Here is a 14,717-nt window from a genome sequence, read left to right on the forward strand (position 1 = left end):
AGCCAGCTCCTACAGGGGTTGTAGGGCGGCCACAAAATCGAGGAACGCCCGCACCTTGGCCGCTGGCAAGTGCCGCGACGGGTAGAAGGCATACAACGGGAAGCGCTCGTCGGGCCAGTCGGGAAACAACTCGATCAACGCGCCGGATTCCAGCGCCGGTGCCAGCCCAAGGTCGAGCATTTGCGCCACTGCATGGCCGTGTTCGCACACGCTGTACAAGGTCCCGGCATCGTTGACCACCAGCCGCCCGCTGGTGGCGATGTTGACCTGCTCGCCCGGCCGGTGGAATTCCCAGCCAAACGGCCGGCCGGTCTGGGAGTCGCGAAAGTCGATGCACACGTGCTGGCCGTCTTCCAGGTCCTTGGGGTGTGAAGGGCGACCATGCCGCTCGAGATAAGCTGGCGAGGCCAACGTCAGCACCCGCACTTCCATCAGCTTGCGGGCGATCAACGAGGACGATTGCGGAATGCCAAAACGGATGGCCAAATCAAAGCCATCCGCCACCAGGTCCCCGAGTTGATCCCGTGTGTGCAGGTCCAACTGCAATTGCGGGTACTGACTCATGAATTCACCCAGCACCGGCCCCAGCACCAGCCGCGAAAAGTACGGGTCGATGTTCACCCGCAACCGCCCGCGCACCGTCAGGGCGCTGTCGGCCGCCGAGCTGGCGGCTTCTTCCAGGCCGGCCAGCAGGGGGGCGATTTCCTGGTAGAAACGCCGACCTTCGTCGGTCAATTGCACCGAGCGGGTAGTGCGGTCGAACAGGCGGATGCCCAAGCGTTTTTCCAGCCGCGAAATAGCCCGGCTGACCCCCGAAGGCGTCATCTCGAGGCTGTCGGCGGCGCGGGCGAAACTGCCGCTGTCGACCACGGCGGCCAGTACGCCCATGCCACCGGCCAGTCCTGGATCAAAACTCATGGGTGATTGCCTGTCAGGTATCCGAAAGCATTGATGCTAGCGGAGAATCCGAGAGCGTTACAGAAACATCCCGCCCGAGGCCTCGACCCGTTGCCCGGTGATCCAGTTGCTGCCGTCGGCCAGCAGGGTGGAAATCGCTCCGCCAATGTCATCCGGCAAGCCCGCGCGACCGAGGGCGGTGTTGTTGGCGACCATCGCGTTCACGTCCGGATTGTCGCGCACCACGCCGCCGCTGAAGTCGGTGGCAATCGCGCCGGGGGCCAGGGTGTTCACGGTGATGCCACGGGCACCCAGTTCCTTGGCCTGGTAGCGGGTCAGCACTTCCACCGCGCCTTTCATCGAGGCGTAGGCCGAATAACCCGGCAGGCTGAAGCGCGCCAGGCCGCTGGAGATATTGATGATGCGGCCACCGTCACTGATCAGCGGCAGCAGTTTCTGGGTCAGGAAAAACGGGCCCTTGAAGTGGATCGCCACCAGTTGGTCGAACTGCGCTTCGGTGGTGTCGGCGAAGCTGGCGTGGGCGCCGATCCCGGCGTTGTTGATCAGGAAGTTGAAGTGCGCCTGGCCGAACACGTCCTTCAATACCGAGCCGACCTGGGCGGTGAACGCCTCGAAGGTGGAACTCTGGCTGACGTCCAGTTGCAGCATGGCCGCCTTGCCGCCCAGCGCTTCGACTTGGGCGACCACGGCCTGGGCTTCGTCCGCCGCGCTGTTGTAGGTACCGATAATGTCGACGCCTTGTGCCGCCAGGTGCAGCGCAGCGCTTTTGCCCAGGCCGCGGCTGGCGCCGGTGATGAGTGCGATTTTACGGGTCATGGTGAAGTCCTCTGGGCGTGTGATGGTTCGTGGGACTGAGTGTATTTGTCCGGCCATAACGTGATAAACAGAGCTATACCGGAATCACTGGCCGGATAAGGCGAACAATCCCATGAACAAACTAGAGTTGCTGCGTACCTTCGTGCGCGTTGCCGAACTGTCGAGTTTCACCCAGGCGGGCGAGAGCCTGGGCTTGCCGCGCTCCACGGTTTCCGAGCATGTGCAGGCACTGGAAGAGTTGCTGGGCGCGCGCCTGTTGCAGCGCACCACGCGCAAGGTCCAGGCGACCCAGGACGGGCGCGTGCTGTATGAGCGCAGCAAGGATTTGCTGTCGCACATGGAAGAGCTGGAAGGCTTGTTTCGCCAGGATGAAGCGCAGCTGGCGGGGCGCATTCGGGTGGACATGCCCAATGTCATGGCCCGGGAATTGATCCTGCCGCGCCTGCCCGAGTTCATGGACCTGCACCCGCTGATCGAGCTGGAAATCAGCAGCACCGACCGCCAGGTTGATTTGCTGGCGGAAGGTTTCGACTGCGTCTTGCGCGTCGGTGCGCAGCCGGACCAGTCGGTGGTAGCCCGCTTGTTGTGCAGCATGCCGATGATCAACTGCGCCAGTGCTGCGTACCTGAAACGCCACGGCGTACCCAGGACGCTCGCTGATTTGGCTCACCATCAACTGGTGCATTACGTACGCCCGCTGGGCTCACGTTCTCCAGGGTTTGAATACGTACAAGGCAACAAGGTGCAGCGGATTCCCATGGCCGGGCGCGTCACGGTCAACAGCACCGACGCTTACCGGGCGGCGTGCATCGGTGGCTTTGGCCTGACCCAGGTGCCCGCCCTGGGCATTCACGATCAACTGGCCAGCGGCGAGTTGGTGGCGGTGCTGCCGGACTATCCGGCGCCGGCACTGGACGTGTCCCTGCTGTACGCCGGCCAACGGCATTTGCCGCTGCGGGTGCGGGTGTTCATGGATTGGCTGGCCGCCACCTTGCAGGCTGCTTTCAACGCCGGGCAGACAACTGCTGCGGCGCCAGGAATGCATCATGGAAGTAATCCCGAAACGCCTGCATCGCCGGCGTGAAATCGCGCTCGCGGTGCCAGGCCAGGCCGACGCTCATGGGCGTGACCTTGTCGGTGACGCTCACGGTTTCGATGCGTTTGCCTTCCAGTGACCACGGGCGATGCACCAGGTCTGACAAGATCGCCACGCCGCTGCCGTTGGCGACCATGCTGCGCACTGCCTCCACCGAACTGGTGCGCAGCCGCACCGTGGGGGTTTGCCCGGCCTGTTCCCAGTAGCGCATGGCGCTTTGTTCGGCTTCGTCGACGGTGAGGAAAATGTACGGCTCCCTGGCCACATCGGCGAGGCTCACGGCGGGGCGTTCGCACAACGGGTGATGGCTGGGCAGCCACAGGCGGCGTTCGGAGTTGAAGAGGATTTCCGAGACGATATCGGCGTGGGTGAGGTTGGCGGTGAGCACCACGGCCATGTCGAACTGGCCGTTGAGCAGGCCGTGTTCGATGGCCTGGCGTTCCTGTTCGAACACCTCGATGGTCACGTCCGGGTGCCAGTGTTCCATGCGCTGCAAGTGGTGCGGCAGGAAGTAACCGAGCACGGTGTAGCTGGCGGCCACCCGCAATACGCCGCTGGCGCGGTAGTCCGGCAGCGGGCTGTTCAGGGCATCGTCGACGCTGCGCACAATCACATACGCCCGGTTGAGGAAATGCCGCCCGGCGTCGGTCAGGCTCATGCCCTGGGCCGAGCGCACGAATAGCTGCGCGCCGAGCATCGCTTCCAGCTCCTTGATCGCGGTGGTCACCGCCGATTGGGAGATGTTCAGGTGAATCGCCGCCTGGGAGATCTGGCCGATTTCGGCGGTGGCGACGAAGTAGCGGATTTGGCGCAGGGTCAGGGACATTGGTTTCTCCGCTCGCTCCCACGCTCTGCGTGGGAACGCATCCTGTGACGCTCTGCGTCACGATTTCAAAGGCGGACGCAGAGCGTCCAGGGCGGCATTCCCACGCGGAGCGTGGGAACGATCAGTATCGGGTATCTGATTTTCAGAAGATGGGCCATCTGATAATAGATCTTCCCAAGGGGTCAAGGGGCAGCCTAATTTCCATCGCAAGAACTTCAACGGAGCGACCCCGATGCAGGCAGTGGATTTCAATTCGGACATGGGCGAAGGCTTCGGCCCCTGGACCATCGGCGACGGCGTCGACAGCGAACTGATGGCCTACATCAGCTCGGCCAACATCGCCACCGGCTTTCACGCCGGCGACCCGGGCACCATGCGCCGTACCGTCGAACGCGCCAAGCAGTTGGGCGTGGCGATTGGCGCGCACCCGGGGTTTCGCGACCTCGTAGGTTTCGGCCGACGCCATATCAACGCCCCGGCCCAGGAGCTGGTGGACGACATGCTCTATCAACTCGGCGCCCTGCGGGAAATTGCCCGGGTGCAGGGCCTCACGCTGCAACACATCAAGCCCCACGGCGCGCTGTACATGCACCTGGCGCGGGACGAAGAAGCGGCGCGGTTGCTGGTGGAAAACCTGCAACGGCTGGAGCCCACGCTGCTGCTGTATTGCATGCCGAATTCGGTGATCTGGCGTATCGCCAAGGAACTCGGCCAGCCGGTGGTGCGGGAGTTTTATGCCGACCGTGAGTACGATCTCACCGGCTCCATCGTGTTTACCCGCAATGTGCGGGCGCTGGATCCGGCAACGGTCGCGGCACGCGTACTACGGGCTTGCCAGACCGGGCTGGTACGTACGGTTGAAGGCGAAGACCTGTTTATCGAATTCGATTCCATCTGCCTGCACAGCGACACCCCCGGCGCCCTTGAACTGGTGGAAGCCACCCGTGAAGCGCTGGATCAGGCGGGCATCGAAGTACGCACACCCCGCTGACCGACACCGGTGCCCAGACACCGGGTCTGACTGATTTTTTGCCTGCCTTTCTACAATGATTCCAAGAGGAACAGACATGGCTGAATCTTCCCCGATCCGCTACAGCTTTGGCGGTGATGAACACCTGTTTGCCGAGGTCAGCGAGAGCATGTCCCTGGAGGCTTTCTTCAAGGGCATGGCCGTCACCCGAGCGGTGGAACGCCTGGCCCTGGACGGTGTGCTGGATGTCTGCCTGGCGAATGCCTCGTTCCAGATTCGCTTCGACCCGGACCGCATCGCGCCCCACGTGCTGCTCGACGCGGTGCAAAGCGCCGAAGCCCAAGCCGTGGCCGAACGCACCTTGCACACCCGCATCATCGAAATCCCGGTGCTGTACAACGACCCCTGGACCCATGAAACCCTGATGCGTTTTCGCGACCGCCATCAAGACCCCACCGGCACCGACCTGGAATACGCCGCGCGGATCAACGGCCTGGCAGACGTGGAAGCATTTATCGCGGCCCACAGTGGCGCGCCGTGGTTTGTCTCGATGGTGGGGTTTGTGGCGGGTTTGCCGTTCATGTTCCAGATGGTGGAACGCGAGCGGCAGTTGCAGGTGCCCAAGTATTTGCGTCCGCGCACCGACACGCCGAAATTGACCCTCGGCCACGGCGGCTGCTTCGGCTGTATTTATTCGGTGCGCGGCGCCGGCGGCTACCAGATGTTCGGCGTCACCCCGGCGCCGATCTACGACCCGCAACAGCAGTTGGCGTACCTCAAGGAACACATGGTGTTCTTCCGTCCCGGCGACATCGTGCAGTTCAAACCCATGGACCGCGACGCCTATGACCTGGCCGTGGCAGAAGTGGACGCAGGGCGCTTCGACCTGCGCATCCGCCCGGTGGAGTTTTCCCTCGACGCCTTTCTCGCCGACCCCATCGGTTACCCGAAAACCCTGCAGGAGGCGCTGGCATGATCAAGGTACTCAAACCCGGCCTCGCCACCTCCGTGCAGGATCTTGGCCGCGAAGGTTATTACCACCTCGGCATCCCGCCATCCGGCGCCCTGGACCAATACGCGTTGAGCGCGGCCAACCACCTGGTGGGCAACCCCATCGGCGCTGCCGGGCTGGAATGCACGTTGATCGGGCCGGAGCTGGAGTTTCAGCAGGATGCCTTGGTGGCGTTGTGCGGGGCGCTGATGTCGCCGCGCCTGGACGGCGTAGTGGTGCATCAGGACACCGCGTTTGAAGTGCGGGCCGGGCAAGTGCTGCGCTTTGAATTTCCCAAGGCCGGCGCACGGACTTACCTCGCGGTGGCTGGTGGTATTGACGTGCCGCTGGTATTGGGCAGCCGGTCCACTTACACCCTGGGTGCGTTGGGCGGGTTTCACGGGCGGCGGCTGGTGGAGGGTGATGAACTGCCCGTGGGCGAAGCCAGCGGCAAAGGCCGGGCGGGGAACAGTTTGCCCATGGCGTTGCGCCAATCGGTGGGTGGGGACGTGACCCTGCGGGTGGTGCCAGGGCTGTATTACGAGCGCCTGACGCCCGCCGCCAAGAGCAGCTTTTTTGCCGAGCCCTGGACGGTAGGGTCGGAGGCCGACCGCATCGGCTATCGCTTCAAGGGCGGCAATGCCTTGAGCTTTCAGCCACGCGAACAACCGTTTGGCGCCGGGTCCGATCCGTCGAACATCGTCGACAGTTGCTACCCCATCGGCTCGATCCAGGTGCCGGCGGGCCTGGAGCCTATTGTGCTGCACCGGGACGCGGTGTCGGGCGGGGGCTACGCGATGATTGGCACGGTGATCAGTGCCGACCTGGATCTGATCGGGCAGATGCAACCGAACCAGCGGGCGGGGTTTGTGGCGGTGACGCTGGAGGAAGCGTTGGAGGCGCGGCGGGTGTACAAGAAGCGGTTGAAGCTGATGGGCGGGTTGTTTAGCACCTGAACTCACCACTGAACCCAATGTGGGAGCGGGCTTGCTCGCGAAAGCGGAGTGTCAGTCAATAAGTCTGTGACTGAGCCACCGCATTCGCGAGCAAGCCCGCTCCCACATTTTTATCGGGTTGTGTCAGAACAATTGGGTGAATAGCCAGTACAGGCTACCCGATAACAGAATCGCCGCCGGCAAGGTCAGCACCCAGGCCATCAGCAAGTTGCGGATGGTCTTCATCTGCAAGCCACCGCCGTTCGCCACCATGGTCCCGGCCACACCCGACGACAACACATGGGTGGTGGACACCGGCAAGCCATACATGTCTGCCGCGCCGATGGTCAGCATTGCCACCATCTCGGCGGATGCGCCCTGGGCGTAGGTCAGGTGGGTCTTGCCGATCTTCTCGCCCACCGTCACCACGATACGTTTCCAGCCGACCATGGTGCCGAGCCCGAGGGCGATGGCCACGGCGATCTTGACCCACAGCGGGATAAACCGTGTGGCGTTGTCGATCTGTTGCTTGAACAGTTGCAGCTTGTTCTGGGTGTCGGCATCGAAGTTGCCGACCTTGCCCTTGTCCATCAGGCGGATGGTTTCGCTGGTCAGGTACATGTCGTTACGCACGTTGCCCACGGCCTCGGCCGGAACGGCGGCGAGGGAGCCGTAGCTCTTCACTTCCTCACCGATATGCCCGGTGATGGCGGCCAGGGCGGGCACCAGTTCCGGGGTGGCTTCCTTGGTGCGTACGTAGGTCGACAAGGTGCCGCGAGAGTCGGCGGGGGCCAGTTGCGGCGCCGCTTTTACCAGGGCGGCCTGGGTGACTTCGGCCACCGCGGCAAACTGCAACGACTCACCGGCCGGCATGGTGCGGTTCAACGCGTAGGCCATCGGCAGGGTGCCCACCAGGATCAACATGATCAGGCCCATACCTTTTTGGCCGTCGTTGGACCCGTGGGCAAACGACACACCGGTGCAGGTGGCGATCAGCATGCCGCGAATCCACCAAGGCGGCGGGGTATCGCCTTTTGGCGCTTTGTACAGCGAGCGGTTTTTCACGAAGGCCCGCAGCGCCAGCAACAGCAGGGCAGCGAAGGCGAAGCCGATCAGCGGCGACAGCAGCAGCGCATAACCGATCTTGATCGCCTGGCCCCAGTCCACACCGCTGGTGCCGTCGCGGCCATGCATCAGTGCGTTGGCCACGCCCACGCCGATGATCGAGCCGATCAAGGTGTGGGACGACGACGCCGGCAACCCCAGCCACCAGGTGACGAGGTTCCACAGGATCGCGGCGATCAACAGCGCGAAGATCATCGCAAAGCCGGCGGAGGAGCCGACCTGCAAAATCAGCTCTACCGGCAGCAGGGCGATGATGCCGAACGCCACCGCGCCGCTGGATAGCAGCACGCCGAGGAAGTTGAAAAAGCCCGACCACACCACCGCGAAATGCGGTGGCAATGAGTTGGTGTAAATCACCGTGGCCACCGCGTTGGCGGTGTCGTGGAAGCCGTTGACGAACTCGAAGCCCAGGGCGATCAACAGCGCCACGCCCAGCAGCAGGAACGGCGTCCAGGTGGTGACCACCGTGCCCAGCTCGTGCATGTCGTGCATCAGGCTGTAGGCGGTGAACAAAAGGCCCATGGCGAGTACGGCGAAGAAAATGATCACCGTCACCAGGCCCGGTTTTTTGTCCAGGCGCGGTTTGGGATCGTTGGTGACGGAGGCGGTGGAGGCGGTCAGCGAAGGGGTTGCCATGCCGGAACATCCAGTGTTGAGGGAGGATATCCGTCATGATCGTTGCAGAATGTTACAGAGATGCTGCGGTAAATCAGTGTTTAGGGAATTGAAGTTGCCGCCGGTCTATAAAACACCGCCGATAAAATGTGGGAGCTGGCTTGCCAGCGATAGCGGTGTATCAGTCACCACCGCTATCGCAGGCAAGCCAGCTCCCACATTGATCGCATTTCAAATTCAATAATCCTTGCGCTTGCGAAATGCCCAGCGTCCGGCAATCAGGGTGAATGTCGCCACCAGCGCCACCAGAATCCAGAAGCCTTCCGGGTCTGTGGAGAGCGGCACGCCACCAACGTTCATGCCAAAAAAACCGGCAATGATGTTGATCGGCAACGCCAGCACCGTGACCACGGTCAGGGTGAACAACGTTCGGTTGCTCTGTTCGTTGAGGTTGGCGGCGATCTCTTCCTGCAGCAGCTTGATGCGCTCACCCAACGCCATCAGGTCGTTGATGATCAGCGCAAACTCCTCGGTGGATTTGCGCAGCTCTTTCACGTCTTCCTTCTGCAACCACTGGGGCGGGCGATTGAGCAGCCGCAGCAACGAGCCCGGCTCCAGCGCCAGCAACCGTTGCAGGCGCACCAGCACCCGGCGCGCGGCACCCAGTTCGGCGCGGTTGGTGGACAGGCGTGACGACAGCAACTGGTCCTCGATCTGGTCGACGCTGAGGCTGGTCTTGCGCACGATCTGTGTCAGCACCTCGCCCTGGTCCCGCAGCAAATGCACCAGCAGTTCCAGCGGCGAGCGAAAGTGTTCACCGGCCTTCACCGACGAGCGCAGCTTGTCCACCGAATGCAGCGGTTGCAGGCGCGCGCTGATCAGCAGCCGACTGCGGGCGCACACCCATAAGGTGGAAATGTCTGAAGACACCATGCTGCTGAAGTTGAAGACCACGTCGTTGACCACCGCCAGCAAGGCCGAGTCCACGTGTTCGATGCGGGTGGAGCGTGAGCCTTCGTGCAAGGCTTCGAAGAATTCTTCCGGCAGGTTCAGGTGCGCCTGCATCCAGCGCTCACAGGCGGCGTGGGCCAGGTTCAAATGCAGCCACAGAAATTCGTTGGGGTCTCCGGGCTGCTGCAAGGCCGCAAGGGCAGTGGCTGAATCAATCTGTTCGCCCTTTTCACCGGGGCGGAAACGAAAACCGTAGAGCAAGCCAAACAGGTCTGAGTCCTGGTGGCTGTGGTCGATGCTGTGGTTCATGGAGGCTCGCAGGGAAAGTGCCTGTAGGAAATTTCACAGGTTCACCTGAGCGCATCATGGCAACTGAATTTGACGCTTTTGTGACGGTTTGAGGTGGCCGTCAATCGCCCGCGGGCAAACTGAAGCTGAACACCGTGCCGTCCTGCTCGCTGGAAGACACTTCCAGCCGCCCGCCATGGGCGTCGGCAATCTGCTTGACGATGTACAACCCCAGGCCCAACCCTGCCTGGGGCAGGGCGCCCGTCGGTCGGGAGTAGGGCTGGAACAGCAACGGCATGGCTTGCTCACTGATCAGCCCAAGGTTTTTCACCGTTAACTCAAACGTGCCGGCGTTGACCTGCGCACTGACTTCAACCGGCCCTTGCGGGTTGCCGTGGCTGATGGCGTTGGCGACCAGGTTGGAGAGCAATTGCGCGAGCCGCTCGCGGTCGCCTTTCACACCCTTGAGATTGCCGATGCGGGCGTGGATCAGCCGCTTGGGGTGCACGTGCTGCACCTCTTCCACCACATGCTGCAAAGTGTCTTCAAGCCCGGTGCATTCACTGATGTTCACCGGGATGCCGCTGCCCATTCGGCCACGGGCAAAGTCCAGTACGTCTTCCACCAGTTGCGAGGCCCGGCGGCCGCTGGCCAGCATGTGCCGCACCAGGGTGTCGGTGGCCGGGTCCGGGTGTTTGCGCAGCAGACGTTCGGCGCCGACGTTGATGGCGAACAGCGGGTTGCGCAGGTCGTGGCCGAGCACGGCGATGAATTGTTCGCGCAGTTCGGCGGTTTCGCGCTCCTGCTGCAGGTCGGCTTCGGTCTGCTGGAGGCTTTCTTCGGCTTCGATCTGCAGCGACAGCACCCGGGCAAACGACTCCATGGTCGACTGGATCGTGCTGCTGCGCAGTTGCGCCGGGTTCGGGTCCAGGGCACAGATGGTGCCGAAGAAACGCCCGTCGGTGCGGAACACCGGCACCGAGATGTAGCTTTCAAAGTGGTAGATGCGCGGCGTGTGGTGGTCGCGGTACAGCGGGTCTTCGCTGGCTTTGTCGATCACGATCGAGACGTGGGAGTCGCGTATTTCGTGGCACAGGGTGGTGGTCAGGTCCAGCTCGCCACCCACGGGCAGGCCGAAGTCCAGTTGGTCGCGCACGGCGCAGGCGGTCCAGGAATCGTCGGTGACCCGGGCCACGGCCGCAAAACGCAAGCCGGTCATCTCGCTGACTACCTGGAGAATCGCCGGGACGGCGCTGATTCTGCCAATGGTGGCAATGTCGACGGCTTTTTGCCCCATGGCGAACGGTTCCGGTCCTGATGCTGCTGGCGTTGTGCCTTGGCTGATGGTTGGGATTCTAGCGAGCTTGGCGGCGTAAGGTACAAATTCGTTCACGCTAATTAGACTAATTGCTCTTCTGGGCGACGAGCGCGCATAAAAAAGCCGCGCGGCCCGAAGGCGGCGCGGCGTTTTTGCGGTTCAACTCAAGTGTCTTGCTTGTTTTCCAGGACTTCGCCGGTCTTGGCATCCAGCTTCACGTCCCACTTCACGTTGCTGGTGTCACGCAGTTCGGTCTCGTAGACCAGGCGGCCGGCTTTGTCTTCCAGTTCGGTGTCAACGATGGTGGCGCCTTTGTGCTGGGCCACGGCCTTGGCGTTGAGCTTTTCAAAATCCATCACGGCACCGGACTTGAGCAGGCTCGGAATCTGGTCCGGGCGAACATCGGCCTGGGCCAAACCGGCGGTAAGGGTCAAGGCGGCAGCAGCGAACAGAGCGGTCAGGTTTTTCATGATGTGATCCTTTGGGGTGAGCTGTTTAAGTGGGATCAGGTTAACCAGCGCAACTTAACTCACCCTTAAGATTGCGCCGTTTGTTCAATCGGCGGCGAGTGCGGGGTTTCATGCTGGCGTCTCACTTACGGGAGGCACAGATGAAACAGTTAATGGCCTGGGTGTATGCGCCCTTGTTCTGGGCGGGGTTTATCGGGTGGGCGCTGTGGCTGGTGCAGAGGGATGCGCTGCAGTGGCTGGGGCTGGTATTTGTTCTGGCGGTGGCGGTGTCGTTTATCGCCGAGTGGTGGTTGCCCTATGAGCCGCAGTGGAATCGCAACCAGGGTGATCGTCGTCGCGACTTGATTCACGCGTTGGTCAATGAGGGCCTCAATGCGGCGGGCTTGTTGATCTTGCCGGTGCTGACCGCGCTGTTGGCCGTCGACGGTGTATGGCCGCGGGCGTGGCCGCTCTGGGCGCAATTGCTGCTGGCGATCTTCATTGCCGATGCGGGCATCACCCTGATGCATTACGCCAGCCACCGAGTCGCTGTCTTGTGGCGCCTGCATGCGGTGCACCACAGCGTGCAACGGCTGTATGGCTTCAATGGCTTGATGAAGCATCCGTTGCACCAGATGCTGGAAGCCACGGCCGGGTTGGCGCCGTTGATCCTGCTGGGCATTCCCACGGAGGTGGCGCTGCTGCTGGCCCTGGCGATTGCCGTGCAGCTGCTGTTGCAGCATTCCAATGTCGACATGCGCCTGGGGCCGCTGCGCTGGGTGTTCGCCTGGGCGCCGGTGCATCGTTTTCATCACATGAAATATGGCCGGGCTGGGGATGTGAATTTCGGCTTGTTTTTCAATCTGTGGGATTGGCTCTTGGGTACGGCGTTTTACAGCCATGACTATCGAATGGGGCAGGGCGACTTGGGGATTGGCAGCCGGCCGGATTTTCCGCGGGAGTATGTGGCGCAGTTGCGCGACCCGTTCAGGACGGTGCGCTTGAGCAAGGAGCCGCCGGTTCCCGCGGGTCTAGTCGAGGATTCGTACGTGCAGGTTGCGCAACGACGCCCCGGCCGTGACGCCGAATAGTTGTTTCATGGTCCGGGAAAAATGCGCCGAATCGGCGAACCCGGCGCCATGGGCAGCCTCGGTCAGGGTGCTGCCGCCGAGCGCCAGTCCCAGCGCCACTCGCAAGCGCCGCCACAACACCAGACGACGCACGGGCAAACCCAGTTGGTTGGCGAACAAACGTTCCAGCTGGCTTAACGAAACGTGCGCCGCCTGTGCCAGGGCGTGGGCCGAGACCTTGCCACTCAGTTGCTGATCCAGCGCCGACAGCGCGCGCTCCACCCTGGCATCTTCCAGTGCGCGTCTCGGCAATTGGCGCAGCGTGCGCTCGAGTGCTTCCAGGGACCGTTCACTGTCGGCCAGGGCGGCCTGCAAAGAGTCGAAGTCAAAGGCGCCGGGTTCGGCATACACCATCAATACCTCACCATGGGTTTGGAGGATGGCGTGGGGCATTCTGGACGGGATAAACAGGCGATGGGCCGTGGTGGCACGGCCATCGAGGCTGGCCGTGACCGGCCCGACCGCGGAGAACATCAGCTGATGGGCATAGTGTGCATGGGGCGCGGTGCGCCCCGGTGTGCCCTGGATCAGCCCGTAGTCAGGCCCCAGCCACAGGCGACCTGACCATTCGGGGCTCACTCAGTAACCGTTGTCCTGCAGCAGGTCGGCCACACTCGAGGACGGCCAGCGCTTGTAGTACTTCAGCAGTTCGGCAGCGCGGTTGGTGAAGATGCCGTCGACGCCGGCTTTCATGACCTTGTCGAAGTCCACCGGCTCATCCACGGTGTACACGTGCACCAGCAAGCCCTTGTCGTGGGTCAACTGGTTCATCTCGGGTTTGACCAGGTCGGAGTAGCTCTGGTCGCCCAGGTTGGTCAGTTGTGCCGAAGGGCCGGTACCGATGGCGCCCAGGCTCTTGGCCTCGTCGATCCATTTTTCGAACTCGGCGGCGTCCTTCGGCTCCTGCTTGGCGTAGTAGGCGGCTTTGCTCGGCTCGCCGGACTCGGCGAAGGGCACCTTGGATTTCGGTTCGATGCTGCCTTCACCTACCCACAACAGCAGGATTTTCGGGGTGTTGGGCATCTCTTTTTGCAGTTCTTTCAGGCTGTCTTTCTCAAAGGTTTGCAGCACCACGCGGCCCTTGCCCTGGCCGACGCCGATGTTTTTCTGGGCCTGGTTGGAGCCGGTGGAACTCAACCAGCCTTTATCCAGCAGCTTGTTCTTCAGGTCGGCCTCGATGCCCGGGAATTGCTTCGGCTCTTTGGTTTCGATGTACAGGCCGGGTTTGTGCTGCGGGTTGCCTTCGGCGATCTTGATGATTTCGTCCAGGCTGAGGATTTTCAGGCCGACGAAGCCCGGGCGGGCACGGTCCGGGTAGGCGGCGTTGAACCAGCTGCCGGCGTCCAGGGTTTTAAGCTCGGCCCAGGTGAATTCGTTGGCCGGGCTGTCCTTGCGCTCGGGGAACTTGGTGGCGACGTCGGTGGTGCGTTGCAGGTTGTTGTCATGCAGGGCGAATAGCACGCCGTCCTTGCTGCGTTGCAGGTCCATTTCCAGGTAGTCGGCACCCAGGTCGCGCGCGACTTTGTAGGCGGCGGCGGTGGATTCCGGTGCATCGAAGGAGGCGCCACGGTGGGCAATCACGGCAGGGTGCGGGATGCCTTCGTTGGCCGCGAGTTCGGTAGGGCAGATCGGGCTTGCCGCCTGTGCCTGGCCAAGGCCCAGCATCAGGGCCAGCAGCAGGGCACTCTTGGTAAACGTGACAGGCATATGCGAAGTCCTTTCGTGGAGGTAACTTTGAGAAGGGCTCCTTTTTAACAATTGCTTGCGAATGGCGCTATCACCAAACCGACATTAACGTGTTCACCGGCCATTTTTCTGCACTTTTGTGCGGTGCGATGCAGTACTCTTGCTTTGAAATGCCCCATCAGAGGGCAGATTTTCCTGCCACGCGTGTAAACCATCTTTCCAGTCCAAGTAGGACTTTTCAGTGAGGTTTACCATGCGCATCACCTCCGAGCTTATCTGCCAGGCCGCCGACCAACTCCAGGGTTTTGTCGGCCTGAACCGCAAGACTGGCCAGTACATCGTCCGTTTCAGCGAAGACTCCTTCGGCATGGACGTGGCCGATGACGGCATTATCCCGACCGCCGAGTTTGTCTGGCTGCCGATCGACGGGCAGGCCATGACCTTGTCCCGCGAGCGGATCCAGTTGTTGCTGGACCAGAACATCGACGATCGCATCAACATCACCGAACCGCTGCGGGTGTACATGCGTCGGGTGGAGATTCCACAGATCAGTGCGGTGCGCAGTCTGGTCAGTTGAGTGCCGCATAGCCCTGCGGCTGGAGC

Annotated in this window: 15 protein-coding genes; 6 read left to right on the forward strand and 9 right to left on the reverse strand. The window is 62.3% G+C overall.

The genetic code is table 11. The features are described from left to right. Positions 1-9 precede the first annotated feature (9 nt). Together ACIOMR_RS13690 and ACIOMR_RS13695 are read right to left on the reverse strand one after the other, a co-directional pair. The gene (locus ACIOMR_RS13690; RefSeq protein ID WP_102605209.1) at positions 10-918 is read right to left on the reverse strand and encodes a LysR family transcriptional regulator; all 909 of its coding nucleotides are present in this window, start codon (positions 916-918) and stop codon (positions 10-12) included. A gap of 57 nt (positions 919-975) precedes the next feature. Next, positions 976-1,734 (reverse strand): SDR family NAD(P)-dependent oxidoreductase, encoded by a 759-nt coding sequence (locus tag ACIOMR_RS13695; protein ID WP_003211435.1) that lies wholly within the window; start codon positions 1,732-1,734, stop codon positions 976-978. 112 nt (positions 1,735-1,846) lie between these two features. On the opposite strand from ACIOMR_RS13695, the gene ACIOMR_RS13700 reads away from it, so the two are divergent. After that, positions 1,847-2,818 carry a LysR family transcriptional regulator gene (locus ACIOMR_RS13700; protein WP_008432970.1) on the forward strand — a complete coding sequence of 324 codons (972 nt, stop codon included), beginning with the start codon at positions 1,847-1,849 and terminating at the stop codon, positions 2,816-2,818. Here ACIOMR_RS13700 and ACIOMR_RS13705 read toward each other — a convergent pair. Next, positions 2,739-3,656, reverse strand: coding sequence for a LysR family transcriptional regulator (locus ACIOMR_RS13705; protein WP_177019369.1), 918 nt, complete (start codon positions 3,654-3,656; stop codon positions 2,739-2,741). The genes ACIOMR_RS13700 and ACIOMR_RS13705 overlap by 80 nt on opposite strands. 232 nt (positions 3,657-3,888) lie before the next feature. Between ACIOMR_RS13705 and ACIOMR_RS13710 the strand changes: the two genes are divergently transcribed. The 3 genes from ACIOMR_RS13710 to ACIOMR_RS13720 all read left to right on the forward strand — a co-directional run bounded on the left by ACIOMR_RS13710 (position 3,889) and on the right by ACIOMR_RS13720 (position 6,573). Further along, a complete protein-coding gene (locus ACIOMR_RS13710; RefSeq protein WP_003211441.1) occupies positions 3,889-4,647 on the forward strand; it encodes a 5-oxoprolinase subunit PxpA in 759 nt (252 codons plus the stop codon). Positions 4,648-4,723: 76 nt separating this feature from the next. Continuing rightward, complete coding sequence (locus ACIOMR_RS13715; protein ID WP_177042865.1) at positions 4,724-5,602, forward strand: allophanate hydrolase subunit 1; 879 nt, start codon at positions 4,724-4,726, stop codon at positions 5,600-5,602. Beyond that, a complete protein-coding gene (locus ACIOMR_RS13720) occupies positions 5,599-6,573 on the forward strand; it encodes a biotin-dependent carboxyltransferase family protein (RefSeq protein WP_401194636.1) in 975 nt (324 codons plus the stop codon). Before ACIOMR_RS13715 ends, ACIOMR_RS13720 begins: the two co-directional genes overlap by 4 nt. A 123-nt stretch (positions 6,574-6,696) precedes the next feature. Here the strand turns inward: ACIOMR_RS13720 and ACIOMR_RS13725 are convergent, their stop codons facing one another. The 4 genes from ACIOMR_RS13725 to ACIOMR_RS13740 all read right to left on the reverse strand — a co-directional run bounded on the left by ACIOMR_RS13725 (position 6,697) and on the right by ACIOMR_RS13740 (position 11,319). Further along, positions 6,697-8,313 carry an inorganic phosphate transporter gene (locus ACIOMR_RS13725; protein WP_401194639.1) on the reverse strand — a complete coding sequence of 539 codons (1,617 nt, stop codon included), beginning with the start codon at positions 8,311-8,313 and terminating at the stop codon, positions 6,697-6,699. A 216-nt stretch (positions 8,314-8,529) separates the two neighbouring features. Further along, a complete protein-coding gene (locus ACIOMR_RS13730; protein WP_102369741.1) occupies positions 8,530-9,552 on the reverse strand; it encodes a transporter in 1,023 nt (340 codons plus the stop codon). Positions 9,553-9,652: 100 nt separating this feature from the next. Further along, a complete protein-coding gene (locus ACIOMR_RS13735) occupies positions 9,653-10,828 on the reverse strand; it encodes a GAF domain-containing sensor histidine kinase (RefSeq protein ID WP_134327194.1) in 1,176 nt (391 codons plus the stop codon). 185 nt (positions 10,829-11,013) lie between these two features. After that, positions 11,014-11,319 carry a PepSY domain-containing protein gene (locus tag ACIOMR_RS13740; RefSeq protein WP_003211453.1) on the reverse strand — a complete coding sequence of 102 codons (306 nt, stop codon included), beginning with the start codon at positions 11,317-11,319 and terminating at the stop codon, positions 11,014-11,016. A 140-nt stretch (positions 11,320-11,459) separates the two neighbouring features. On the opposite strand from ACIOMR_RS13740, the gene ACIOMR_RS13745 reads away from it, so the two are divergent. Beyond that, on the forward strand, positions 11,460-12,389 hold the full coding sequence (locus ACIOMR_RS13745) for a sterol desaturase family protein (RefSeq protein ID WP_401194642.1): 930 nt from the start codon (positions 11,460-11,462) through the stop codon (positions 12,387-12,389). Here the strand turns inward: ACIOMR_RS13745 and ACIOMR_RS13750 are convergent. Together ACIOMR_RS13750 and ACIOMR_RS13755 are read right to left on the reverse strand one after the other, a co-directional pair. Beyond that, the gene (locus tag ACIOMR_RS13750) at positions 12,330-13,007 is read right to left on the reverse strand and encodes a helix-turn-helix domain-containing protein (protein ID WP_401194645.1); all 678 of its coding nucleotides are present in this window, start codon (positions 13,005-13,007) and stop codon (positions 12,330-12,332) included. The two genes, ACIOMR_RS13745 and ACIOMR_RS13750, sit on opposite strands and share 60 nt — an antisense overlap. Further along, a complete protein-coding gene (locus tag ACIOMR_RS13755; protein ID WP_401194648.1) occupies positions 13,008-14,135 on the reverse strand; it encodes a glycerophosphodiester phosphodiesterase in 1,128 nt (375 codons plus the stop codon). A gap of 232 nt (positions 14,136-14,367) precedes the next feature. Here ACIOMR_RS13755 and ACIOMR_RS13760 point away from each other — a divergent pair, with 232 nt between their 5' ends. Next, positions 14,368-14,691 carry a DUF2025 family protein gene (locus tag ACIOMR_RS13760; RefSeq protein WP_177027667.1) on the forward strand — a complete coding sequence of 108 codons (324 nt, stop codon included), beginning with the start codon at positions 14,368-14,370 and terminating at the stop codon, positions 14,689-14,691. The last annotated feature ends 26 nt before the right edge of the window (positions 14,692-14,717 follow it).

This window comes from Pseudomonas sp. NPDC087814, assembly GCF_044742865.1.
In the GTDB taxonomy this organism is placed as follows: Bacteria; Pseudomonadota; Gammaproteobacteria; order Pseudomonadales; family Pseudomonadaceae; genus Aquipseudomonas.

Excerpts from the sequence above, each read along its gene's own strand:
- ACIOMR_RS13710 (WP_003211441.1), top strand. The coding sequence starts at position 3,889 with ATGCAGGCAGTGGATTTCAATTCGGACATGGGCGAAGGCTTCGGCCCC.
- ACIOMR_RS13745 (WP_401194642.1), top strand. The coding sequence starts at position 11,460 with ATGAAACAGTTAATGGCCTGGGTGTATGCGCCCTTGTTCTGGGCGGGG.
- ACIOMR_RS13730 (WP_102369741.1), bottom strand. The coding sequence starts at position 9,552 with ATGAACCACAGCATCGACCACAGCCACCAGGACTCAGACCTGTTTGGC.
- ACIOMR_RS13735 (WP_134327194.1), bottom strand. The coding sequence starts at position 10,828 with ATGGGGCAAAAAGCCGTCGACATTGCCACCATTGGCAGAATCAGCGCC.
- ACIOMR_RS13755 (WP_401194648.1), bottom strand. The coding sequence starts at position 14,135 with ATGCCTGTCACGTTTACCAAGAGTGCCCTGCTGCTGGCCCTGATGCTG.
- ACIOMR_RS13690 (WP_102605209.1), bottom strand. The coding sequence starts at position 918 with ATGAGTTTTGATCCAGGACTGGCCGGTGGCATGGGCGTACTGGCCGCC.
- ACIOMR_RS13720 (WP_401194636.1), top strand. The coding sequence starts at position 5,599 with ATGATCAAGGTACTCAAACCCGGCCTCGCCACCTCCGTGCAGGATCTT.
- ACIOMR_RS13695 (WP_003211435.1), bottom strand. The coding sequence starts at position 1,734 with ATGACCCGTAAAATCGCACTCATCACCGGCGCCAGCCGCGGCCTGGGC.
- ACIOMR_RS13715 (WP_177042865.1), top strand. The coding sequence starts at position 4,724 with ATGGCTGAATCTTCCCCGATCCGCTACAGCTTTGGCGGTGATGAACAC.
- ACIOMR_RS13700 (WP_008432970.1), top strand. The coding sequence starts at position 1,847 with ATGAACAAACTAGAGTTGCTGCGTACCTTCGTGCGCGTTGCCGAACTG.
- ACIOMR_RS13760 (WP_177027667.1), top strand. The coding sequence starts at position 14,368 with ATGCGCATCACCTCCGAGCTTATCTGCCAGGCCGCCGACCAACTCCAG.
- ACIOMR_RS13705 (WP_177019369.1), bottom strand. The coding sequence starts at position 3,656 with ATGTCCCTGACCCTGCGCCAAATCCGCTACTTCGTCGCCACCGCCGAA.
- ACIOMR_RS13725 (WP_401194639.1), bottom strand. The coding sequence starts at position 8,313 with ATGGCAACCCCTTCGCTGACCGCCTCCACCGCCTCCGTCACCAACGAT.
- ACIOMR_RS13740 (WP_003211453.1), bottom strand. The coding sequence starts at position 11,319 with ATGAAAAACCTGACCGCTCTGTTCGCTGCTGCCGCCTTGACCCTTACC.